We start from the raw sequence: 23,764 nt of genomic DNA, 5'->3' as shown, positions 1-23,764 counted from the left end.
AATCAGGTGTTATTTTCAGGGCGATGTGCTGATGAGTGCCACAAAATATTTGGGGTATTTCGCCCCGAAAAGGATGAATGCTGGTATGATGGCTGCCCGAAAATTGTTCAACTAAAAGGGGTCGCCCATGTCCAACCTTCCTCCTTGCCCTCAGTGTGGTTCCGAATACACCTATGAAGACGGCACCCTGCTGGTGTGCCCGGAATGCGCCCACGAGTGGTCTGCCAACGAGTCCGATGCAGCAGAATCCGGTGGAAAGGTGGTTCGTGATGCCAACGGAAATGAGCTGCAGGACGGCGACACCGTAACGGTCATCAAGGATCTCAAGGTCAAGGGTTCATCGTCTGTGGTGAAGGTTGGTACCAAGGTGAAGAATATCCGCCTGGTGGATGGCGATCATGACATCGATTGCAAAATTGATGGCATTGGTGCCATGAAGCTCAAGTCCGAGTTTGTCAAAAAGGCCTGAGCCCCTCCAGTCCACTGCACCGGGCAGGAGGGACGGTCCTTCCTACCCGGCGGTCGTGCGCCCGCGAATACTCATTTCGATCGCATCGTGCAACCAGTGTTCGGTTTCCGCCACGATGCAGCGTCCATCGACGATCAGATCCCGCGACAGTTTCAATGCCGGTGAACCTTCCCGAACCTGTAATTGCTGGGCTTGAGTCTGATTAAGGGGCTTCGATGAAATGCCGATATCCTGACGGCGCTTCTTGAAACCATAGGCGTCACGTACCAAGGCATTCAGTGAGCCTGTAAGGTCCTTGCTGAGCAAGTCAGGAAAGTCCTCTTCCCGGTAATAACAGGACTCCAGCAACACCCAGCGACCGTCAACCGATCGCCTGCGGACGACATTCAGTACTGCGGCAGTTGCACTGAGTTCCAGCTTGCGGGCGATCACCGCGGGTGCCGCTGTGCGGTTGGCCGAAATCAGTTCGGTTTCAAGTTGGCGATTTTGTGCCCTGGCTTCATCCCGCAAACTGTGGGTTTGTGTCGGGTCGTATATGAACGGCGCCGGTGAGACAAACCAGCCAATCCGGTTCAGCCGATAGATCAGTCCCTGTGCTTCAAGAAAGTGCAGTGCATCCCGGGCGTTAACCCGGCTCACCCCCAGTTGTTCACAAATACCTCGCTCGGAAGGCAGTTTGCTGCCGGAGGCCAGTTCCCCGGAGTGAATCGAAGACTGCAGTCTGGCAGCCACGCTGTGGTAGGTGGTGAGTGAGTTCATGGCTTCCCTGATCAATGAATGGTTCCGCGAATTATGACACCTTGGCTAGCGGATATGTAGGTTGGGCAACTGGTACGTTCCAGATGAAATAATTTGTTAATAAATCTTAAATAAATAATACAAAACATTGAAATATTAAGTGCCTAGATTGGTACGTACCACTTCTGGTATAGACCAAAGGAGATTTCGATGTTCATCCCTAATCGCGCGGCGCTGGCCCTGGGGCTCTCCGCCCTGGTGCTGGCGGGTTGTGGCGGCTCTTCCTCGGATTCCGAGGCAGTGGCTGGCCCGGATCCGGACACTGGTGGTGGAAAGCCCACCGAACTGCCGGGTGATCCAGACCCAGTCATTGTGCCCGCTCCCCAGGCTGATTTTACGCCAGAGTTCATTGTCGGGCCTTACCTGCAGGCACCGATACCATGACTGTGATGTTCGAGACCGGAAACATCGAGCCTGAGGTGTGGGCCCGTCCGTTCGGTTCCGGCGAGGAATTTCACAAGGTGGGCGGTGAAGTACATTCCAGCGATGGCCTGGTGTATCGGGCTCAGCTCACCGGGCTGGTATCCAATACCCTTTACGAATACTACGTGCTCACCAAGGATGGTGAAGGCATTCAGCGGGTGACCCAGCCGTTCGCCTTCAAGACCTGGCCCGGTGCCAGCGACGATGTTTCTGAAGCCCGGTTTATTGCACTCAGCGATACCCAGCTCGATCGCACGATCTATGAGGTGGTGTTGCGGAACGTGGTAACCGACGGCTTCATGGTTCATGAGTGTGACGCCAGCCAGCCCGAGACCTGCGCCGAGAATATCGCCGGTATTACCATCTCCGGGGACGTAGTGCAGACCGGGGGCAACCGCGGCCACTGGCGCAACCAGCTGTTTGGCCGCATGGCAGACATCACCCCTTATGTTCCGTTAATTACGGTACCGGGTAACCATGACTACTACAGCAACGCCGAGTTGCAGCTCTATCGCACCTACCTGTCGCCGCCTGATAACGGATCGGTCGGTTACGAGGATCACTGGTACTATCTGGACTACCTGGACCTGCGCCTGGTGGGGCTGGACAGCTACCCGATTTCCGGAGCTCACGGCAAGTTCAATGCCGATACGCTGGTGGTTCAGCGTCAGTGGCTGAAGGAAACCCTGAAGGATGCGGAGCTCCAGCAGAAGCAGTTTGTTATGGGGATGTTCCATCATGGCTGTCTGTCAGAGATGTGGAATGCGGGGGAAAGCATCGGCTCCTGTGAGATGGTCACCGAGCTTGAGAAGTACAGTGAGCGGAATGACGCGGTTACCGGTCACTTCTTTGGTCATACCCATACCTATTCACGGGGCCAGTCACTGAACACGTCGCACCTGTGGCTCAACGCCGCCAGTGCCTCTGGTTACATCGAGCCGCTGGATGACGCCAACTTCCAGAACAGCCAGATCAGTGACTATGACACCTTTGAGGTCAGTCGCAGCGAATTCGGTTACAGCGTGCTGACCTACAGGTTTGGGGCTGACGCCTCCGTGACGCTTGAGCGCAAAAAAGGTGGCTACGACGGCGATCTCGATTTCGAGGTTGTTGATACCGTGACCTTTGACGCTGAAGTGAATAATAACCTTCCACAGGTCATGGCCGGAACGGGCGAATTGCCTGCAACCGCGGTTGCGTTGGCGATTCAGGTCGCGGCTCCGGATCAGGTCCATGAGGTGCAGTGGCAGATTTCCGAAACAGACACGTTCGACGAGGTGGTGTTCGATGTATGGGGTAATGAAACCCGTCGTCAGAATCTCTTTTACGACGAAGCCTCACTGGTTGGCGGTGATCTCTACATGGGCTTCGAAGGCATTGATACCCAGCTCGGGGCGGATATTTTCCAGCTTGACCTTTCGGGGCACCTTGCAAGTCGGTCTGTGCGTCCTGGTGCTGATGCCCACTATCGCTGGAACAAACGCTACGCATCCCAGGCGACCCACACCTCGGTTTACGATGAGTATGCCGGGCAGGCTCGTCCCCAGCTTGACCTGAAGCCGGGAACCACCTTCTACTGGCGCGCGCGGGTACGTGACGCGAGTATGAACTGGTCAGCCTGGAGTACGGTCACGAGTTTTACTATGGAAGGCACGCGTACCGAAAACCTGCTGGTGAATGGTGGTGCTGAATTGGGCGACCTGACCGGCTGGACAGTCTCCAGCGGTGCGGTCAATGTCGTGGTGGGGGTCAGTAATGGCCTTGCTGCCGCGGAAGGTGAGCGCTACTTTACGGGCCGTGGCTTTGGCAATGGACAGCCGGCCGACTGCTGTACCGATACCGCATACCAGCTGGTGGATCTTTCCGCTTACGCAACCCGCATCGATGCGGGAGAGGTTTACCTGGAGGCCGGTGCCGAGTTGACCACCTGGAATGGCGTTGACGAGACCGCATTTGTCGTGGAACTTCTCGATGCCAGCGGCCAGCCTATTGCCTGGAGCGGTACCGGTCCCCACACCACCAAAACGGCTAAGAACTGGGAGACCGTGACGGTGAACGGGCTGCTGCCAGCGGCTGTTCGCTCGGTTAAGATCTATATCGGCGGAACCCGGAAACAAGGGACTGACAATGACGTCTATTTCGACGACGTGACGGTGAACCTGCTTTACTGATCCCGGGGCTCACACTGACCCAGGCCGCCCGTAGGGTGGCCTGGTTTTTTGTACACAGATATCAGGGACGCTGCATGACCCGCTCGGCAAATCGTGGCAACAGTGAGCCCGCGTCCGGGGTGGCGGTCACTGCGTTGATAAGTGCCTGAGGATCCAGGCCTTCCTTCTGCAATGCGGGTGTCTGTACCTCCAGGTAGGCCCGCATCACTTCGGCACTGAACTCCGGGTGGAACTGAACGCCCCAGACGTGATCGCCATAGCGAAAGGCCTGGTGAGGTTCGTGGTCCGAACTGGCCAGCAAGGTGGCGCCTGGCGGCAGCTCCAGCACGGACTGCAGGTGCGTCAGCTGGGCAGGAAAACACTCGGGCAAACCGCTCATTAAAGGGTCGCTGGCGGCCTTACCGTTAAGCCGAACAAGGAAGGTGCCGGATTCCCGGCCATCGGGGTGGTAGCCCACCTTGCCGCCCAGGGCATGGGCCAACAGCTGGTGGCCGTAGCACACGCCCAGTACCGGTCGTCCAGCCTTAACCGCCATGGCCAGCCACTGTGCGGTGACTTCGCTCCAGGGTGCACGTTCCGACACCATGGCGGGGGAGCCGGTGACGATGACTCCGTCCCACTGCCCGGGATCCCCCGGCTCATCTCCTTCGGCCACATGGATGGTGTGGATATCGAGCCTGTTGCTATCGTTGCCGGCCAGGGCTGCCTGAAACCAGTCTTCGAAGTCGCCGTAGCGCTCGCTGAGCGCCGGGTAAGTGGAGCCGGTCTTGAGAATGGCAATACGCGTCATGATCGGGGGCCGGATTACAGGGCGATGGGCGCGACGCCTATGAGTCTGGCGTGGAGCTCCATGGCAAAGACCGCATACAACGCCAGACCAGCCACCACGGCAATAATGTCATTCATAGCGGTTGCGGGCAGCGCGGGATTGGCTCTTGGCTGACGTCGTTTCAAGGAAATCCGGTCGACCACGGCCCAGGCAAGGAAACTGCCAAACAGCAAGACATCGTGCGCCATGCCATTGGCCAGCAGGTGCGCCAGGGCCCAAAGTTTTACTGCCACCAGCATGGGGTGCTTGAGGGTGGTTTTGATCCGTCCCGGCAGATAGGCGGAGAGCAGCAGGGGGAATACCGGGATCAGCAGTGCCATTGCCAGATGGCGCAAGCCGGTTGGCGGATTATAGAGTGCGACAGGATCCAGGCGGGCGAGACCGTAGCCCCAGATAATGGCAATCAGACCGGCGGCGGAGACGACGGAGTAGAGTCCCTTGAATGGCCACTCGCCCATGGATTGGGCCATGCGGTTGCGTAATGGTTCGTTCACGATGGACAGGGAATGAATGCCCAAAAACAACACCAGCCCAATAATCAGAATGGTCACGAAAGCAGCTCCCTAAGGGTTCATGGTTTTCAGGAGCTTAACGAATGAGCGGGCTACGGGGAAGTGAATTGCGGAATATTGCGGTTTGTTCCCCAGCGTGCAGGGCGGGGCTGAATGCCCCGCCGGGCTGGTTACCGAGACAGAAAAAAATCAGTACTCGGCGTTGTGGTAAACGTTCTGGACGTCGTCCAGATCGTTCAGCATGTCGAGAAACTTCTCGAACATTTCCAGATCCTCACCTTCCACCGGGGTACTGGTCTGGGGGATGAACTGGATATCGTCCACTTCAAACTCGATGCCTTCGAAAGCTTCGGTCAGGGCCTGCTTGGCTTTGGCGTATTCGGTGTGGGGGGCGAATACGGTGATCAGGCCGTCTTCGTTCTCGATGTCGGTTACGTCGACATCGGCCATCATCAGGGCTTCCAGTGCACCTTCTTCGTCGTCACCCTTGAAGGCCAGGATGGCGCAGTGGTCAAACATGTGGCTGACACTGCCCTGGGTGCCGATTTTGCACTTGGTCTTGGTGAAACAGAGGCGAACATCGCCAAATGTGCGGTTCGGGTTATCGGTCAGGCAATCGACGATAACCATGCAGTTGCCTGGTCCAAAACCTTCGTAACGGGCCGGGTTGAAGTCTTCGCCTGCACCGCCCTTGGCTTTTTCGAGCGCCTTGTCGATCACGTGGGCCGGGACCTGATCTTTTTTCGCGCGGTCAATCAGTCCGCGAAGGGACAGGTTGCCGTCGGGATCAATGCCGCCCTGTTTGGCGCACATATAGATCTCACGGCCGTACTTGCTGTAGACCTTGGTTTTTGCAGCGGCCGTTTTGGCCATGGATTCTTTACGGTTTTGATAGGCTCTGCCCATTGCACTGCCCTGCTTGTTCTTTGGAAGCGTTCAAGAAAACAACGGCCCCGGAAAACCTCAGGCCCGTAGGAAAGGGCCAAATTTTACTGGAGTATGGTTTCCGGGGACAGGGGAAATTTGTGTTTCCGGCAGGCTCAGTTGCCGCCGGAGAGCATACCGTCGCGCTGCAGGCGCGGAACCATGACACCGGTGAAGTTCTCCACGCCGTCTTCCAGGGACACCGGATTGATGGTTTTTGACTGGGCTTTCCAGACCGCTTTGCCGGTGGCGGTATCGAACAGGGTGGTCTGGATATAGACCTCCTGCAGCGAGGTGAAGTAGCCCGGCATCATCACGGTATCGTACTGCATGCCGACGTAGTTGCCGAAGCGGGGTTCAACCACGGGAATCGCCACCTGGTTGACCTGGGGCGGAGTGTATTCATCCCGTACGCTGTTGTCGATCAGCGTGGTGACCAAAACCGCATCGGCCCCGTTGGCGGCAATGGCTTCTGCTGCCTTGCCGCGCAGTTCATCCTTATCCATCGAGGCGAGATGGCCGGACACATAATCCGACGCGTTCACGGTCTCGGTTCCGGTGCCGGCAATTTTCGCAGAGAGTGACTGCTCAACGGTCAGGCGCACCTGTTCGTTATCACTGATGGCCATAACCATGACTTTCTCGAAATGGCCCTCGCTTTCCTTGTCCAGAGCAACAGACAGCAGATCCGTTGTGGTGGTGGCGCATCCACCCAGTACCACCATGGCCGCAGTGATAAAGCCCTGCTTGATATTCATGTGTTCTAACTCCTTGAGTTGGTGCGAGGTTTACTCACTGCGAAACCGGAAGATGGTAGCGTATAGCACTGGAACAACGATCAATGTGAGAATCGTCGCAAATCCCAGACCGAACATGATGGTGACCGCCATAGCGACAAAAAAGGCATCGCCCAGCAGTGGCAACATGCCAAGGATGGTCGTCAGGGCCGCCATCGCCACCGGGATCAGGCGACTGACTCCTGACTCCAGCACCGCCTTGACCGGGGGCTGTCCCGCCTCCAGTTCTACGTCAATCTGATCGACCAGTACGATGGCGTTCTTGATCAGCATGCCAGCGAGACTCATGAAACCAAGCAGGGCCATAAATCCGAATGGCTGATTGAACATCAGCAGACCAGCCGTTACTCCGACGATGGCCAGAGGAACCACCAGCCAGATCACCAGGGTTTTTCTGACCGAATTGAACAGTGCCAGTACGGTGAAAATCATCATCCCGAAAAACACCGGTACGGATGCCGCGATAGAGACAGAGGCCTTGACGGAGTCCTCATTTTCGCCGCCCCAGGCGAAGTAATAACCGGGCATGCCTTCAATGGGAATACGGTCCCGGTAACGGATGGGTATGGTACTGGCGGTATGTTCGACCTCAGCGCCAGGAGGGTGACCGAGATAGGTGGTCAGGTCGACGTTCAGGGCTTTTTCCACGTCGGCCTTGATGTCGTTCAGCAGTTCTGATGACAGGCCGGTGCGCTGGTCGAAGTGCAGACGTAGCATGGTTACCCGATCCTGGCGCCAGATATGGGCATCCTCGAAGCCGACGTCGAATCGGGACACGGCCTGGCCCATGGGAACCATCTGCTGGGCGACCGGACTCCAGATCGGCGCCTGGTCAAAGTTCTGCAGACTGCGACGCTCGTTGAGCGGAGCCCTGGCAATGATGGGGATCAGTTCGTCGCCTTCGCGGTAAGTACCGGCGCGAACGCCATCGACGGAAAACGCCATGGCATTGGCGATGTCGGCGCGGTCGAGCCCCAGTTTCTGGGCCTGGGCATCCGCCATTACCGGCTCAATCATCTGCACCCGTTCCCCCCACTCGTCGCGGAAACCCTTGACGTTCGGGTGACTGCTGATAACACCGGCGGCAGCGGCAGCCAGGCGCCGCAGTTCGTCTGGATCCGGGCCGGAAATCCGCAGCTGGATCTTGCCGCCGGTGGCGGGCCCGAGGACAAACTGACGGGTGTTGATGATGGTGCCCGGTTGCAGAACTTCCAGGTCACTCTGGATCTGTTGGGTGATGTCCCCGAGAATCCGGTAGTCATCCACATCCACCAGCAGGCGGGCAAAGTTCAGGCCGGGCTGCTCCGGGGTATAGGTGAGCAGGAATCGGGGTGAACCGCCGCCAATCTGGGTGGTGACGTGGGTAACGTGCTCGTAGTCGGCCAGTTTGGCTTCAATTTCCTGAATGTTGTTCAGGGTGGTGGATGTATCTGACGCTTGTGGGTACCACACGTCGACATAGAACTGTGGGCGGGTGGAATCCGGGAAGAAGCTGTTTTTCACCCAGCCGAATCCAAACAGCGCCGACAGGAAGACCACGGTGGTCACGACAAGGCTGAGCCAGCGGTAACGGATCGCTTTTTCCAGCAGGCTGCGGTATGTGTGGTAGAACCCCGAGTCATAGGCGTCGGTATTGCTACTGGCTGCCGGCTTGAGAAACTCGTGGCAAAGCAGGGGAGTGATGGTTACTGCGGTAAACCAGCTCAGGCTCAGTGAAATCAGGATAACGGAGAACAGCGATCGGGTGTACTCACCGGTGGAGTCCTGGGATGTTCCTATGGCGGCGAACGCGGTTACGGCAATCGCGGTTGCACCGAGCAGCGGCAGCGCGGTCTGGCTGACCACGTCCCGGGACGCGGTGATGGAGTCGATACCCTGCTGCATTTTCATGCGGATGCCATCGGTGACCACAATGGCATTATCCACCAGCATACCCAGAGCGATGATCAGGGCGCCCAGGGAAATCCGCTCGAGGGTGATGTCCATCACGTCCATGAAGATGAACGTGCCCATGATGGTAATGACCAGTACCGCGCCAATGATCAGACCACTGCGCAGTCCCATGAAAACCAGCAGGACCAGGACCACGATGGCGACCGCCTGCAGCAGGCTGACGGTAAAGCCACGAATGGCTTCGGTAACCGCATCGGGCTGCATGGACACCACATTCAGTTCCATGCCCAGCGGGATCTGGGACCGCAGTTGCTCCATTTTGGTGTACAGACCTTCGCCCATGGTGACGACGTTGCCGCCACTGCGCGTGGCAATTGCCAGCCCGATGGCGGGTTCTCCGTCAAAGCGGAGCAGGTTGGAGGGCGTTTCCCGCAGTCCCCGGGTGATGGTGGCAACGTCGCCGAGCAGGATGTGCTGGCCGGGGTTGCTGGCGCTGGTAATCAGCAGTGAGGAGAATTGATCTACAGAGGTCAAGCCGCCGGACACCTGGATGGCGAGGCGGTTGTCGCCGGCACGTGCATAGCCGCCATAAGTAACGGTATTTCTGTCACCCAGGGCCCGGGCAATGTCCCGGGGCGAAATGCCGAGGGCGGCGGTTTTTTCCCGCCGCAGCTCAACGTAAATGACTTCTTCCGGTTCACCGTAAAGCGCAATACTCTTGACGTCTTCGACCTGCAGCAGCTCCCGTTTCAGAAACTTGGCGTATTCGTAGAGTTCTTCTGCGCTGTAGCCGTCGCCAGTGATCGCCAGGTAGACCCCGTAGACATCGCCGAAGTCGTCGATAACGGTCGAGGGGCCCGCACCCGGGGGCAGCTGGGCCTGGATGTCATTGATCTTGCGCCGCAGCTCGTCCCATACCTGGGGGAGGGATTCCTTGTCGTACTGGTCGAGAATCTTGACTGATACAATCGAGCGGTCACGGTAGGAATGGGATTCGACATAGAACAGCTGGCCCATCTTCTGGGCCGCCCTTTCAATCAGGTCGCTGACCTCCTGTTCGACTTCCGCGGCGGTGGCGCCGGGGTAGGGGGTCACAACTTTGGCTTCCTTGATGGTAAATTCGGGGTCTTCCAGGCGACTCAGGTTGTTGAATGAGTAGTAGCCCACGAAGATAAGCACCAGGGCGACCGCCCAGGTGATGATCCGGTTCTTGATACTCCACTCGGCGATGTTCATGTTGGCTCAGAACTCCACCTTGTCGATGGGCTTTACTTCCAGACCTTCCGACAGTCTGGACACCCCGGCGGTGACCAGTTGATCACCCTCGCTCAGACCGGAAAGCACTGTGATACTGCTGTTTCCGATCAACTCGCCGGTAACCACTGGTTGCTGACTGACACGATTACCGCTCTTCACGAGCCAGACGCTGGCCTGGTTTTCTTCGGTTGATGCCAATGCAGAGAGGGGCACGACAACGGGGCCTTGTGCCAGGTTTTCGCTGGCCAGTTGTTGCACCTTAACGGTGGCGGTCATACCGGGCAGCAGGTTATAGCCGGCGGTTTCTTCAATGGTCAGCACATACTCGAAAGTCTGGGTATCCTCGCTGGCAACGGTGGAGAACTCCTTCAGGGCGAGGGCAAATGTCTTGCCCGGGATGCCTTCGAAGGTGCCTTCCAACTGGATCTCGACACCCTCGTTACGTCTTACCACAAGGCTCTCAGGAACGCTGACCACCACCTCCAGTTCATTGTTGTTCTGCAGGCTGAGAACCGGCTCCTTGGCCTGAACTTCCTCAAAGTTCTGGACGAATGTGCGAGCCACCACCCCATCGAACGGAGCCAGCATGCGGGTGTCATTAAGGGCTTTCCGGGCCTTGGAGACGTTGGATACGGCGATATTGTAGTTGGCTTCGATGGCGTCGTATTCCGCCTGCGAAACGTAGTTTTTCTCAATCAGCTCCTTGGCGCGGTTGTAATTTGCTTCGGTACGGGAGAGATCCGCCTGGGCGGCATTAAGGTTGCTCTGATAGTCCGAGTCGTCCAGCAGGCCCAGTTGTTGCCCCTCGGTGACCTGCTGGCCTTCCCGTACGGGGAATTCCACCAGCCGCCCGGGAACCTGGAATGCCATGGTGACGCGCTGAGCGGCCCTGACAGTTGCGGGGAACTCACGGGCGAGAAGGGCTTCTTCGCCGCCAACCGTTATGACCTTGACGGGTTGCACGACGGTTCTGGCTTCAGGTTGTGGTGGTTCACTGCAGGCACTCAGCAGCGTCAGCGCGGAACCCGCCACGGCCATCCATAGCTTGTTGTTCATAAGGGTAGAACCTTCTTTCAGATAGGGATTGGACTGACCTAATAGTAGGAAGGCCCTGCGGTGAAAGAAAGGAGAATGTACGCGAAAAAAGTCTTTACTCGATCTGGATCAAGCCTTTGGAGACTGATGTTGTCGGATAGGGGGGCGCGGAGAGTGGTTTGTGCGAAGGGGGAGGGTGGGAGAACAACAGCGAAAACCGGGGGGGCGAACCCTCCCCGGTTACTGCTCAACTCAAGCGGCGACTGACTGGGTGCCGCGAATGAGCAATTGCCGTTTGATATCGGCAACGAGTCGATCGGCGTCGACTTCAAAGCCCTTATTGGTCTCCACAAACTGCAGGGTCGGTACGTACTGGTACGTGACACCGTCCCGGCTCCAGGTCACTACCGGCGCCCTGAAATAGTGGCCGGATGGGTCCTTTTGCTGCTGTTGGGCGGCGAACTCGTTGTGCCAGCCGATGTGCAGCTCGTTTACGTGGCAGGCCTGCTCAATCTGCAGTTCCTGGGTCAGACCAATGATACGGTTTGAACTGATGGCCATAATTAAAGCCTCCTTTTCATTTGCAATTTCAGGGAACCTCAAGCCGGATGGTCTGGCTGTACTCTGGTTCCCAAACGATACCCCATTGCTCGTTTTCTGGTTTAAAGGGCCGTCCTGGCCTCACTTGTCATTGATGTGAACAACTGTACACAATAAATATTCGGATTGAACAGAGGCAAAGTGCGTGATGGCCCATAATAACAATGTGGTTTGTACTTATAACTCAAACAAAGTCGCCGGGCGGCTGGTAGTGCTCCCGGGTCATCAGGTCAACACCACACTCCACTGAGGACACCCAGTCGAGGAAACGGTTGATCATCTCTTTGCCCTCAAAGCGCTTGCCGTGCTGGGGAACAATCATTGCCACATCCAGGCTGCGGACCATGTCTGCCCACAATTCGCAAACCTTTCTTGAACAGATATAGCGCTTGTGGAAGCCGATCATGTGAGGAATGTGGGCGTCGAAATCAGCCACGGGGAGGTGTTCGTCCCGGGCGGCCATGGACGCGCCCAGGTCTCCGGAAAACAGAATTCTGGACACCGGATCGTAGAACTGAAGGTTACCCACCGAATGCATGAAATGGGCCGGCAGGCACTGGATGTAGCTCTCGCCAAAGCGAACGTTGGCACCACTGTCGGGAATTCCGGTGATGCGCTCGAAGACATTGACGTTGAGCTGATTGACCACATAGCCGGAGGCCAGGTGTGGCAGGAATCGTGACCACAACCGGGACGTCACGATCTGAGCCTTGGTGTGCAACAGCCAGCGGTCAATGGCGCCAATAATGTCCGGATCCTGGTGGGAAGCAAAGACGTAGTCCAGATCCTGGATGCTCATATAACGGGAGGCGGCGACCGATAACGGGGTGTAGGTGAGGTCACCGCCAGGATCGATCAGTGCCTCGTGCTTGCCATCTACCAGCAGAAACTGGTTGGACTGCACGCCTTCGCCCGTAACCAGGGAATCGAACATCAAACATTTATGGTGGCCGTTATCAAACAGCACGATGGGCTCTGACGCCATGGGTGTCTCCAGACTTGCTTGGGGAGCGCTTCAGTGCTCCCGATAACTGCGGCCGTGACAGGGGGCCGATGGGAGGCGTCAGGGTAGGGAAAGCGACGGGGAGGACTTTTGCCCCAAATCAAGAAAGGCAGCCATATCCGGTAACAGTCTGTAACCGTAGAAATAAAGGAACGACCGCGAGCGGTCGTTCCTTGGAGGGGCGGGAGGGGGGGTAACGCCTCAGGCCATTCTGGGGATGCGCTTGATGCCCTTGCGGATACCCTGTTCCAGTGCCGACTGAACCAGCTTGCCGGTAAACGGAATGACATCGTCAAAGGTGATGACGTAGTTCACCCGGGTCTGGCCCTTGGAGGGCTCATCAAAGCGGATACGGCCCATGTGGTTTTTCAGCGGGCTGATGCTGGTAATGGTGTATTCGATCAGCGAATCCGGCTCGAAACCAATGACAGTTTCCTCCAGGCCAATAGGGCCAAAGCCAATCTTGCGCACGGAACCCAGACCATTGGGGTCGGCCTGGTCACTGTCCTTGATGCGTTTCACCGGCGCGCCCAGCAACTTGCCAAAACGTTCGTGCTCGGCAAACAGGGCGAAGACCTTACTGCGGGGCACGTCAAAGGTTTCATCAATTTCGATGGTATACATGATCTCGTCTCGTTCGTTGTTGGAAGGCCACTGACAGAGTAGCCGGTTGTCTTCTGGGGCGAAAGTCCAGGGTGTGGCCTGACCGATTATTGGCCCTGCTGGCCGTTCAGTCAGATGATCTGTCTCTGGAAAACCGGGCGCTGGGGTCTATGGTGTTATAAGAGCAAGCCAACGATTGGAGAGCCTGTGGTGGCACTGAAAAGCCTGTTTGAAAGCTGGGGGAGACAGGATGGCGTCCGGACACTGACCGAAAAGGGTGTCGGTAAGCACCGCGCGAATCCGCTCGTCGGGACACGATCCCAGCATGCCCGGACCTTAAAGGAAGAGCTTAAGACCAGCGCCGCCGGGTTTTTCTGCACCGGCAAGGATCGGGTATATGCCCCTGCAGGCATCAACGTCAGCGCGGATGAGCTGACTGCGGTGCTGGACGATGTGATGAACGTAATGAAGTCGCGGGGCTATCGTAAATGAGGCGTTCTATGGCTACGGAGTTGGTGATTGTCAGGCTCAATGCGGTGTTGTTCCTGGCGTATGGTCTCGGCTTTGTTTTCCTCCCTGAAGCGATGTCCCGGCTGGTAACCGGCTCCGCGCCAACGGCTGTGTCGGCACTGATTGATATGCGTGCAACCTATGGCGGGCTGTCGGTTGCCGTTGGGGGGCTACTTTTTTTACTGGCTTCAAACCGGGGCGTGGTCCGTCAGGGGCTGGCCGGGGTCGTGCTGTTGATGGCGGGCATGGCAGGGGGACGGCTCTATGGCATTGTCGTTGACGGGGCTCCGAATGCGGTCATGTACTGGTATCTGGCGTTTGAAGTCGCCATGGCACTGATCGCGTTATGGGCCTTGATGCGGGCCAGATCCTCGGGTTAGTGAGCGGGTTGTCCACAGTTTCCGTGGATAACTGTGTTAGCAATGACCGGATAGCCTGCTTCAGGCCATGCGCCACAAGGGCTAGGCGAGTGCGGTTTATAAATGATCAGTCTGTATCGGCGATGACTGTTTGATGAACGAAGCGCTTTTTAACTGATCAACCTGATGGTTTATTCACCGTTTTATCGGGCCTGCTGAAAGTCTTCCACAGCCTGTGGGTGAAGAGCGGGTGCTGAGTTGTGGATTGTCCACAAAAACGGTGGATAACTGTGTGTGCAATGGCAGGAGAGGTGGTCTCAGGTGTTGTCGCACAAGGGCTGGGGGAATCAGTTCTTTAATTGATCAGTATGTCACAGGGGTGACGAATTAATGATCTGTCCGGTTTATATCTGACCAGATTGGTGGTTTTTGGGTCAGCTCAGGTGTCGCCGTTGGAAGTCTTCCACAGGCCAGCCCGGTTCAAGCGGCTGTGTGCTGTGAATTGTCCACAAAATCGGTGGATAACTGTGTGTGCAACGCCAGGAGAGTCCGTTGCAGCCCTTGTTGCACTAGTGCTGGCGGGGAGCGGTGTGGAAATGACCAGGGCGTGACAGGTCGGGGGTGACTGTCAGTGCCGGTTGGTGTGCCGATAGTGGCTTGGCGACTGCCCCATCACTTTTTTGAACAGGCGCGAAAAATAGTACGCGTCGTCATACCCCAGGCTGGCACTGATCTGGGCAAAACTGCGGTTACTTGTGTCCAGCAACTGACAGGCCCGCTCCACTTTCAGGTGAAGAAAATGCTGGATCGGGGTGGTGCCGGTCTGGGCCCGGTAACGGGTGGCAAAGTGTGGGGGAGAGAGTCCCACGAGGTCGGCCAGCTGGTCCAGCGTAATGCGTTCTTCCAGATGTTCCCGCATGAAATTATGAATGATATCCAGGTCCGGCTGCTGTGCCATGCTGGTGGCATCCAGCGTCAGCGGGATGGCGGTCAGCAACTGACGCAACCGGTTGGCGGCATGGATCAGCCCCTTGCTGCGGAACCCGGTCTGTTGCACGGAAAGCAGACCATTGAAATCGACCAGCACCCGTGGCTGCTGGCCAAGGTGCAGCACCCGGATCGCATCGCTAAAGCCCATATAGTGGTGGAACTCTTCTGCCAGGGGACCGGTGTAATGTACCCAGTGGATCGTCCAGGGGTTGTCCGGGTCGGCGGTGTATCGGTGGGACACCCCGGCGGGCAGCAAAACCAGGTCGCCAGCCTCCGCGGTGCAAGGAACCCCCTCGACATTGAGAAACGCCCGCCCTTCGGTGCAGTAGATCAAAAGATTGTCTCGGTGGTGCTCCCGGTGCATGTGATGTCCCAGGGCGTTGCGGTAGTGGCCAAAAGCCAGTGGGTACAATTCCTTCGTCAAGGGATGTTCGGACAGCGCTTTGATCGCGGGGGCGGGTAGCACGTAGCGGATACTGTCTGCAGGCACCGGCCACTGAGAGGTCTGGGTCATGGAATACCGTTTGCTATTACTGTTGATCTAAAGATAGTCCATCAAGGCCGAAATTTAGTCAATCACGCCAGGCCGGTTCCTTTGCTAGCATCAAACCATGCTCCAATCTGCGGTATCGTCCTGGGCGATGCCAATTACAAAAACAACCGTTGTCAACGACAGGAAGCTGCCATGAAAACAGTACCCCTCTATATCGCCGGTGAGTTTGTCGAGAGCCAGACTGATCAGTGGATCGACGTCACCAACCCGGCCACCAACGAAGTGATTGCCCGTGTTCCCTGTGCCACCGACGCGGAAATGCAGCGTGCGATCAGCCATGCTGCCGAAACCTTCAAGAGCTGGAAAGAAACACCGGTATCCGAGCGGGCACGGGTAATGATGCGTTACCAGGCCTTGCTGAAAGAGCACCACGACGAGATTGCCGAAATCCTGTCCCAGGAAACAGGCAAGACCTTTGAGGATGCCAAAGGCGATGTATGGCGTGGCATTGAAGTGGTGGAGCACGCGGCCAACATTCCTTCGCTGATGATGGGCGAGACCGTGGAAAACGTCGCCCGGGAAGTGGATACCTACTCCTATACCCAGCCATTGGGTGTCTGTGCCGGTATTACCCCGTTCAACTTCCCGGCAATGATTCCGTTGTGGATGTTCCCGATGGCGATCGCCTGTGGTAACACCTTTATTCTCAAACCATCCGAGCAGGACCCGCTGACCCCGACCCGGCTGGCGGAACTGTTCGAGCAGGCCGGTGCGCCGAAGGGTGTGCTGCAGGTCGTTCATGGCGCCAAGGCTCAGGTTGATACCCTGCTGACGGACCCGGTGATCAAGGCGGTGTCCTTTGTGGGCTCGGTGCCGGTTGGCCGTTATATCTATGAAACCGGCACCCGTAACATGAAGCGGGTACAGAGCTTTGCCGGTGCCAAAAACCACATGGTGATCATGCCGGATGCCGACAAACAGCAGGTGATCAATGCTCTGGTGGGTGCTTCTGTGGGCGCTGCCGGTCAGCGCTGTATGGCTATCTCGGTGGCGGTGTTTGTTGGCAAGTCCCAGGAGTGGATTGCAGAACTGAAAGAGGCGCTGGCGAAGGTCAGGCCGGGTGCCTGGAACGACGGAGCCGCAGCCTATGGCCCGCTGATCAGCCGTCAGGCCAAGGACCGGGTGGAATCGCTGATTGCCACCGGTGAGGCTCAGGGCGCGAAACTGTTGCTGGATGGCCGTGGCTGTATGGTGGATGGTCTGCCCGACGGCAACTGGGTGGGGCCGACCCTGTTCGCGGGGGTGACCACGGACATGGATGTGTATAACGAAGAGATCTTCGGGCCGGTACTGTCCTGCATGGAAGTGGATTCCCTGGCGGATGCCATCGAACTGGTCAACAACAGCCCTTATGGCAACGGCACCTCGATCTTCACCAACTGCGGCGGCAGTGCCCGTCGATATCAGCACGAGATTGATGTGGGCCAGGTGGGTATCAACATCCCCATTCCGGTACCCCTGCCGTTCTTCTCCTTCACTGGCTGGAAAGGCTCGTTCTACGGTGACCAGCATGCCTATGGCAAGCAGGCGGTGCGTTTCTATACCGAAACCAAGACCATCACCGCCCGCTGGTTCCACAGTGAGATGGATGTGGACGCCAACTTCTCCATCAACCTGCGCTAAGCACGACAAGCAGAGGGTATGTGCATGGATTTCAACCTGACCGAAGACCAGCTGGCGTTCCGTGAAGCGGCGAGGGCATTTGCTGAACATGAAATGGCTCCTCACGCTGCACTCTGGGATGACGAGCATATCTTCCCGGTTGACGTGATCCGCGCTGCGGGCGCCATGGGCTTTTGCGGAATCTACACTCCCGAAGCTCAGGGCGGTATGGGGCTGTCCCGGCTCGACACCTCGGTGATCGTTGAGGAGCTGGCGGCGGCCTGCCCGTCTACGGCGGCCTTCATTACCATCCACAACATGGCCACCTGGATGGTGGCCAACTTTGCCGTTGGCCCGGTGCGGGACGAGTTTGCTCCACGCATGGCCAGTGGTGAGTGGTTAGGCTCGTATTGTCTGACTGAGCCGGGTGCAGGGTCTGATGCCGCCAACCTGCGCACCAGGGCGGTTCGTGACGGAGATGATTACGTACTCAACGGCAGCAAGGTGTTCATCTCCGGCGCCGGAGGCACCCAGGTGCTGGTGGTCATGGCCCGCACCGGAGCACCGGACAGTGGCGCCAAGGGCATTTCCGCGTTCGTGGTGCCGGCTGATTGCGCGGGTATCCACTACGGCAAGAACGAAGAAAAAATGGGCTGGCATAGCCAGCCAACCCGTCAGGTTACCTTCGAGGATGTACGAGTGCCCGCGGCCAATCGCTTGGGCGAGGAGGGCGAAGGCTTCAGGTTTGCCATGAAGGGGCTTGATGGTGGTCGCCTGAACATCGCGACCTGCTCCCTGGGCGGTGCCCAGGCGGCGTTGCTGCGAGCCCGCAATTACCTCCACGAGCGCAGCCAATTCGGCAAGCCGCTGGCGGAGTTCCAGGCCCTGCAATTTCGTCTGGCGGATATGGCCACGAATCTGGTTGCGGCAAGGCAAATGGTGCGTCTGGCAGCGTTCAAACTGGACACCGGTGACGTTGAGGCCACGCTCCATTGTGCCATGGCCAAACGCTTTGCCACCGATGCCTGTTTTGACGTCTGTAACGAGGCGCTGCAACTCCACGGAGGCTATGGTTATATCCGCGAATACCCATTGGAGCGCTACGTGCGCGACTTGCGGGTGCACCAGATCCTTGAAGGTACCAACGAAATCATGCGGCTGATTGTTGCCCGGCGCCTGCTGGAGCCGGGGGTGGCGGAAGCCATCCAGTAGCCCGACCTGAGACCAACGAATAACGACAGAAGGAAACCACCATGAGCGCATTGATCGACCTGGAAAAGCGCGGTCACATTGCCACCATCACCATCAATAACCCGCCGGCCAATACCTGGACAGAAGAGTCCCTTGGCGCGCTGGCGGATACGGTGAACCAGCTCAACGACGACAAGGACATCTATGCCCTGGTGATCACCGGGCAGGGTGAGAAATTCTTCTCCGCCGGTGCCGACCTGAACGCGTTTGCTGATGGGGACATCGGCCGTGCGGCCGTGATGGCACAGGCGTTCGGGAATGCCTTCGACGCTCTCAGTAACTTCCGCGGGGTCTCCATCGCTGCCGTCAACGGCTACGCCATGGGTGGGGGACTGGAGTGCGCTCTGGCCTGTGATATCCGGGTGGCAGAAGCTCAGGCTCAGATGGCGCTGCCAGAAGCCCGGGTAGGGCTCCTGCCCTGTGCGGGCGGCACCCAGAATCTGCCCTGGCTGGTGGGTGAAGGCTGGGCCAAGCGGATGATTCTGTGTGGTGAACGGATTACCGCGGAGCGGGCGCAGCAGATTGGTCTGGTGGAAGAGGTGGTGGGCAAGGGCGAGTCGTTTGCCAAGGCCCTGGAACTGGCCGAAATGGCCTGTCAGCAAAGTCCGTCTTCCATTGCCCGTTGTAAGCAGCTGGTTATGAGTGCCCGTGATGGCCGTAGCCATCGGGACGGCTGGCGAATGGAGCGAGAGCTGTTTGTTGAACTGTTCTCTACGGAAGACCAGCGCGAAGGGGTGAATGCCTTCCTCGAAAAGCGGGCACCCGACTGGAAAAATCGATGAGGGTGGAAACACCGTTGATTGGAACGTTCTATGAGTAATAACGCCGTTGTATTTGAGGAATGGGCGGTCACCGGTGGCCGTGTAGCGGTCGCCCGGCTTAACGCCCCAAAATCGCTGAATGCGCTGTCCCTGGACATGATCCGCCTGCTGACGCCAAAGCTGCGTCAGTGGCAGCAGGACGACAAGGTGCTGGCAGTGTGGCTGGACGCGGAGGGCGACAAGGCGTTCTGTGCGGGTGGTGACATCGTTGCGCTCTACCGCGACATGATCGAGCCGCAACCGGCCGGTCAGAGGGCGGGGCTGGGGCAGGCCTTCTTCACCGAGGAATACGAACTTGACCAGCTGATCCACAGCTTTGGCAAGCCGGTGGTGTGCTGGGGCCATGGCATTGTCATGGGCGGCGGGCTCGGCATTATGGTCGGGGCAAGTCATCGGGTGGTCACCGAGCGTTCAATGATCGCCATGCCTGAGGTCAGTATCGGATTGTATCCGGATGTGGGTGCGGGCTGGTTCCTCAACCGCATGCCCGGTCGCACCGGCCTGTTCCTCGGTCTGACCGGTGCCCGGATGAACGCCGCAGATGCCATCTTCCTGGGCCTGGCGGACCGTTTCATCGGGCATGAACGCAAGGCCGAGGTGGTTGCCGCCTTGCAGAACGCGGACTGGCAACAAGCCGACGCATCGGTGGTGCTCAACCGGGTGTTGCGCCAGTTTGAACAGGATTCGGCAGTGTCCAGGCCGGACTCCCCGGTGCGAGACAATTTTGATGCCATTAACCGGCTTACGGACGCCGATAGCCTGGACCAGCTCGTGGTACAGCTGAAAGGCGTCGATGGCGACAGCGAATGGTTGCAGAAAGCCGTCCGGGCCCTGGCCGGAGCCTCACCCACGGCGCAGATGCTGTTCTGGCGGCATCTGACGCTGGCGCGGACGATGAGCCTGTCTGAGGTATTTGAGCTGGAGCTGGGTCTGTCCCTGAAATGCCTGAGCAAGGGCGAATTCGCTGAGGGTATCCGCGCGTTGCTGATCGATAAGGATCAGCAACCCCGCTGGCGCTACTCGTCGCTGAACGATATTGATCCGGCGTGGATTGACGATTTCTTCCACTGAGTGGAAGAGGTGTCGGCCCCCGCCGGATGTACCGAAACAAGAACAAGGAGATCGGAACATGGCAAAGATAGGATTTATTGGCTTAGGAAACATGGGCGGGCCGATGGCGGCCAACCTGGTGAAGGCGGGTCACGAAGTGACGGTGTTCGATCTGTCGCAGGCGGCGCTGGATCACGCGGTTGAGGCGGGTGCGGCCGCGGCAGCGTCGGCCCAGGTTGCAGCCGCTGACAAGGAGTGTGTGATTACCATGTTGCCGGCCGGGCAGCATGTGGAGGCGGTTTACCTTGGGGAGGACGGCTTGATGAACAGCCTGTCCCGGCAAACTCTGGTGATTGATTCTTCCACCATCGCTCCGGAAACGGCCCGCAAGGTGGCTGCAGTGGCGGCCGAAAAGGGTATTACCTTCCTCGATGCGCCAGTCTCTGGCGGGGTTGGTGGGGCGAAGGCCGGAACCCTTACCTTCATATGTGGGGGTGATGATGCCGGCTTTGAACGGGCCCGGCCGATCCTCGACGGTATGGGCAAGAACATCTTCCATGCCGGTGACCATGGTGCGGGACAGGTCGCGAAGATCTGTAACAACATGCTGTTGGCGATCCTGATGTCCGGAACCTGCGAGGCATTGGCGCTGGGGGTAAAGAACGGACTGGATCCGGCGGTCTTGTCGGAGATCATGAAACAGAGTTCCGGTGGCAACTGGGCGCTGAATGTCTACAACCCCTGGCCGGGGGTTATGGACGGAGTGCCGGCTTCCCGGGATTATGAAGGGGGCTTCCTGGTTAACCTGATGAACAAGGATCTGGGGCTGGCATTCGATAATGCCATCAAGAACCAGGCGGCGATTCCCATGGGGGCGTTGGCCCGTAACCTCTTCTCTCTCCATGCCGTAAAGGGTAACGGCACCCTGGATTTTTCCAGTATCCAGCGCTTGTTCCTCGAAGACAGTCAGTAACACATTCCCTGTTTTACCGCAGGTTGATGGGGCCCGGAAGGGTGACCACAACCTGCGGTGACCGTTCCGTGGTGGGGCAGTTGGTTAAATTAATTGTAATCCCCATTTGCAAATAAAAACCGTTATCATTACGATTGGCGCCGAAATTGATTGTTCATTCAAGCTGGAGCGCCGTTTGTTATGTCCCACCGTCTGATCCCTGTATTCCGCCGCAGCCGTCTGGCGAGCGCGATTGTTCTTGTCACCTTGCCGGTATTGTCGATGGCCGAAGAGGTGATTTCTCTGGATGCAATTGACGTCAGTGGCCAGCTAAGTGAACCTTCCTCCGAGTCCACCGGGAGCTACACGGTAGGATCGACCCGCACGGCCACCAAGCTGGATCTGGCGCCGCGGGAAACGCCACAAGCGGTATCTGTGGCGACACGGCAGCAGATGGATGACTTTGGTCAGGACGACATTAACTCAGTGCTGGATAGCACCACTGGCGTAACCGTGGAACGGGCAGAAACGGACCGCACCTACTACACCGCCCGCGGCTTTGATATCACCAACTTCCAATACGATGGTGTTGGCCTGCCCATGGTGTACGGTAATGTGTTGGGCAAGATCGACACCGCTTTCTTTGACCGGGTGGAGGTCCTTCGTGGTGCCAATGGCCTGATGTCCGGGGTGGGCAATCCCTCCGCAACGGTCAACTTCATTCGCAAGCGGCCGACCGCGCGCACCCAGGCGTCCATTACCGCCACGGGCGGCTCCCACGACTACGGTCGACTGGTCGGTGATCTGTCTGGCGCCCTGTCTGAGTCCGGTCATGTTCGTGGCCGACTGGTGGTTGGTGGTGAAGGAAGTGAAAGTTACCTGGATCGTTATGAAACCACCCGCCAGATGCTGTACGGCGTGATCGAGGCAGACGTGACCGATACCACGCTACTGACGCTGGGGCATTTCACCCAGACATCCGACGCCGACAGCCCGATGTGGGGTTCTTTGCCACTGCTATACAGCGACGGCACGCAAACTGATTACCCCCGTTCCACCAGCACCTCTGCCGACTGGGCGTACTGGAACAGCCGCTACCACAACTCCTTCCTGACGTTGTCCCAGGAGCTGGCCGGTGGTTGGCAGGCCCAGCTGAGCGTGACCCGGCTTGAGATCGATAGCGATTCCAAACTGTTCTATCAGTACGGAACGCCTGACCGGAACACGGGACTGGGTCTGGCAGCCTACCCGAGTTTGTACACCCTGGAGAAAGAGCAGTGGATTGCCGACCTGTATGCCTCCGGTCCTTTCTCCCTGGCGGGACGCACCCACGAATTGGTCGTTGGCGGGAACTGGTCGTACTCTGAGCTGGATGACATCTCCTACTATGGCCAGGGTATTGGCACCCCGCTGCCACCGTTGGAGCAATGGACAGGCCATTACCCTGAGCCTGCGTTTGATGCCGCTGTAAATGGTAGCGACTGGACCGATAAGTACATCAGTAGCTATGCGGCCGCCCGCTGGTCTCTCACGGACCGCTTGAGTGCCATAACGGGGCTGCGGATGACCTGGCTGGACAGTCATGGCACCAACTATGGCAACAGTAAGGACACCAGTTACGATGCCGTTGAAACTCCTTACGCCGGTGTGCTTTATGATCTCAATGACCAGCATACGGTCTACGTCAGTTACACCGAGATTTTCTCTCCCCAGACAGAGACGGATGTTGCTGGGGACCGCCTGGACCCGATTGACGGGGTCAACTACGAGCTGGGGCTCAAGAGCGAGCTTCTCGACCGCCAACTGCAGACCACGGTGGCGCTGTTCCATACGGAACAGGATAACCTGGCGGAACTGGCCGGTAAGGATGCCAATGGTGAAGACTATTACCAGGGGGCCGATGGCATCACCAGCGACGGTATCGAACTGGAAGCGACCGGCGCCATCGGCGACCGGATCCAGTTGACTGCGGGTTACACCTACGTGGACATCGAAGACGCCGACAACAACGCCGCCCGGACGTTTGTCCCGGAACACCTGGTACGCGCGAAGGGCACCTACGACGTACCCGCGTTTTACGGTTTGAAGGTGGGGGCACTGGTGCGTTGGCAGTCTGAAATCAGCGCCGCTGTTGGCAATGCAGAGGTGAAACAGGACAGCTACGCCCTGGTTGATCTGATGGCCAACTACGAGTTCACCGACAACTGGAGCACCACGCTCAACCTCTATAACGTGACCGATGAGAAGTACCTGGCCAGCCTTTACTGGGGGGGAAGTCAGAGCTACTACGGCGAGCCGGTCAGTGCGGACCTGACCGTCAAGTGGACCTACTGATCTGCTGATGCCGGGAGGTGGCCTTTCC

Annotated in this window: 22 protein-coding genes; 11 read left to right on the top strand and 11 right to left on the bottom strand. The window is 57.9% G+C overall.

Annotation, left to right across the window (positions count from 1 at the left end; translation table 11 throughout):
- Positions 1-127: 127 nt before the first annotated feature.
- On the top strand, positions 128-469 hold the full coding sequence (locus BLV11_RS12075; RefSeq protein WP_091814409.1) for a zinc ribbon domain-containing protein YjdM: 342 nt from the start codon (positions 128-130) through the stop codon (positions 467-469).
- A gap of 42 nt (positions 470-511) precedes the next feature.
- Here the strand turns inward: BLV11_RS12075 and BLV11_RS12070 are convergent, their stop codons facing one another.
- Positions 512-1,228: a UTRA domain-containing protein gene (locus BLV11_RS12070; RefSeq protein WP_091814406.1), complete on the bottom strand. Its 717-nt coding sequence runs from the start codon at positions 1,226-1,228 to the stop codon at positions 512-514.
- A 189-nt stretch (positions 1,229-1,417) separates the two neighbouring features.
- Here BLV11_RS12070 and BLV11_RS18410 point away from each other — a divergent pair, with 189 nt between their 5' ends.
- Both BLV11_RS18410 and BLV11_RS12065 read left to right on the top strand, forming a co-directional pair.
- Positions 1,418-1,651: a hypothetical protein gene (locus BLV11_RS18410; protein ID WP_217634570.1), complete on the top strand. Its 234-nt coding sequence runs from the start codon at positions 1,418-1,420 to the stop codon at positions 1,649-1,651.
- Complete coding sequence (locus tag BLV11_RS12065) at positions 1,648-3,861, top strand: metallophosphoesterase family protein (protein WP_217634569.1); 2,214 nt, start codon at positions 1,648-1,650, stop codon at positions 3,859-3,861. The genes BLV11_RS18410 and BLV11_RS12065 overlap by 4 nt, the downstream gene beginning before the upstream one ends.
- Before the next feature lie 61 nt (positions 3,862-3,922).
- Here BLV11_RS12065 and BLV11_RS12060 read toward each other — a convergent pair whose 3' ends face one another.
- From BLV11_RS12060 to BLV11_RS12020, 9 genes are all read right to left on the bottom strand, one after another.
- Complete coding sequence (locus BLV11_RS12060) at positions 3,923-4,651, bottom strand: glutamine amidotransferase (RefSeq protein ID WP_091814403.1); 729 nt, start codon at positions 4,649-4,651, stop codon at positions 3,923-3,925.
- A 14-nt stretch (positions 4,652-4,665) separates the two neighbouring features.
- Positions 4,666-5,241, bottom strand: a complete 576-nt coding sequence (locus BLV11_RS12055; RefSeq protein ID WP_091814401.1) for an NnrU family protein — start codon at positions 5,239-5,241, stop codon at positions 4,666-4,668.
- Positions 5,242-5,391: 150 nt separating this feature from the next.
- On the bottom strand, positions 5,392-6,108 hold the full coding sequence (locus BLV11_RS12050; protein ID WP_091814398.1) for a YebC/PmpR family DNA-binding transcriptional regulator: 717 nt from the start codon (positions 6,106-6,108) through the stop codon (positions 5,392-5,394).
- Positions 6,109-6,242: 134 nt separating this feature from the next.
- Positions 6,243-6,884, bottom strand: a complete 642-nt coding sequence (locus BLV11_RS12045) for a hypothetical protein (protein ID WP_091814395.1) — start codon at positions 6,882-6,884, stop codon at positions 6,243-6,245.
- A 30-nt stretch (positions 6,885-6,914) separates the two neighbouring features.
- Positions 6,915-10,052 (bottom strand): efflux RND transporter permease subunit, encoded by a 3,138-nt coding sequence (locus BLV11_RS12040; RefSeq protein WP_091814392.1) that lies wholly within the window; start codon positions 10,050-10,052, stop codon positions 6,915-6,917.
- 6 nt (positions 10,053-10,058) lie between these two features.
- Positions 10,059-11,129 carry an efflux RND transporter periplasmic adaptor subunit gene (locus tag BLV11_RS12035; RefSeq protein ID WP_091814388.1) on the bottom strand — a complete coding sequence of 357 codons (1,071 nt, stop codon included), beginning with the start codon at positions 11,127-11,129 and terminating at the stop codon, positions 10,059-10,061.
- Between the two features lie 231 nt (positions 11,130-11,360).
- Complete coding sequence (locus BLV11_RS12030; RefSeq protein WP_091814385.1) at positions 11,361-11,669, bottom strand: hypothetical protein; 309 nt, start codon at positions 11,667-11,669, stop codon at positions 11,361-11,363.
- 223 nt (positions 11,670-11,892) lie between these two features.
- Entirely contained in the window at positions 11,893-12,693 is an 801-nt protein-coding gene (locus tag BLV11_RS12025; protein WP_091814382.1) for an oxygen-binding di-iron domain-containing protein, read from the bottom strand.
- A 219-nt stretch (positions 12,694-12,912) separates the two neighbouring features.
- Positions 12,913-13,335, bottom strand: a complete 423-nt coding sequence (locus tag BLV11_RS12020; protein ID WP_091814378.1) for an SRPBCC family protein — start codon at positions 13,333-13,335, stop codon at positions 12,913-12,915.
- A gap of 189 nt (positions 13,336-13,524) precedes the next feature.
- On the opposite strand from BLV11_RS12020, the gene BLV11_RS12015 reads away from it, so the two are divergent.
- On the top strand, positions 13,525-13,806 hold the full coding sequence (locus BLV11_RS12015) for a hypothetical protein (RefSeq protein ID WP_139173235.1): 282 nt from the start codon (positions 13,525-13,527) through the stop codon (positions 13,804-13,806).
- 8 nt (positions 13,807-13,814) lie between these two features.
- Complete coding sequence (locus BLV11_RS12010; RefSeq protein WP_175528346.1) at positions 13,815-14,204, top strand: DUF4345 domain-containing protein; 390 nt, start codon at positions 13,815-13,817, stop codon at positions 14,202-14,204.
- A 607-nt stretch (positions 14,205-14,811) separates the two neighbouring features.
- On the opposite strand, the gene BLV11_RS12005 is transcribed toward BLV11_RS12010, so the two are convergent.
- Positions 14,812-15,687, bottom strand: coding sequence for an AraC family transcriptional regulator (locus BLV11_RS12005; protein WP_091814369.1), 876 nt, complete (start codon positions 15,685-15,687; stop codon positions 14,812-14,814).
- Positions 15,688-15,858: 171 nt separating this feature from the next.
- Here BLV11_RS12005 and BLV11_RS12000 point away from each other — a divergent pair, with 171 nt between their 5' ends.
- The 6 genes from BLV11_RS12000 to BLV11_RS11975 all read left to right on the top strand — a co-directional run bounded on the left by BLV11_RS12000 (position 15,859) and on the right by BLV11_RS11975 (position 23,736).
- Positions 15,859-17,349 carry a CoA-acylating methylmalonate-semialdehyde dehydrogenase gene (locus BLV11_RS12000; protein WP_091814366.1) on the top strand — a complete coding sequence of 497 codons (1,491 nt, stop codon included), beginning with the start codon at positions 15,859-15,861 and terminating at the stop codon, positions 17,347-17,349.
- A gap of 24 nt (positions 17,350-17,373) precedes the next feature.
- Positions 17,374-18,540 carry an acyl-CoA dehydrogenase family protein gene (locus BLV11_RS11995; protein WP_091814363.1) on the top strand — a complete coding sequence of 389 codons (1,167 nt, stop codon included), beginning with the start codon at positions 17,374-17,376 and terminating at the stop codon, positions 18,538-18,540.
- A gap of 41 nt (positions 18,541-18,581) precedes the next feature.
- Positions 18,582-19,361, top strand: a complete 780-nt coding sequence (locus BLV11_RS11990; RefSeq protein WP_091814360.1) for an enoyl-CoA hydratase — start codon at positions 18,582-18,584, stop codon at positions 19,359-19,361.
- A 30-nt stretch (positions 19,362-19,391) separates the two neighbouring features.
- The gene (locus BLV11_RS11985; protein WP_091814357.1) at positions 19,392-20,471 is read left to right on the top strand and encodes an enoyl-CoA hydratase/isomerase family protein; all 1,080 of its coding nucleotides are present in this window, start codon (positions 19,392-19,394) and stop codon (positions 20,469-20,471) included.
- Positions 20,472-20,529: 58 nt separating this feature from the next.
- Positions 20,530-21,423, top strand: coding sequence for a 3-hydroxyisobutyrate dehydrogenase (gene mmsB, locus BLV11_RS11980; RefSeq protein ID WP_091814354.1), 894 nt, complete (start codon positions 20,530-20,532; stop codon positions 21,421-21,423).
- Positions 21,424-21,603: 180 nt separating this feature from the next.
- Positions 21,604-23,736 (top strand): TonB-dependent siderophore receptor, encoded by a 2,133-nt coding sequence (locus tag BLV11_RS11975; protein ID WP_091814351.1) that lies wholly within the window; start codon positions 21,604-21,606, stop codon positions 23,734-23,736.
- The last annotated feature ends 28 nt before the right edge of the window (positions 23,737-23,764 follow it).

Source organism: Marinobacter mobilis (genome assembly GCF_900106945.1).
Taxonomy (GTDB): Bacteria; Pseudomonadota; Gammaproteobacteria; order Pseudomonadales; family Oleiphilaceae; genus Marinobacter; species Marinobacter mobilis.
This window is presented reverse-complemented; position numbering and strand designations above follow the sequence as displayed.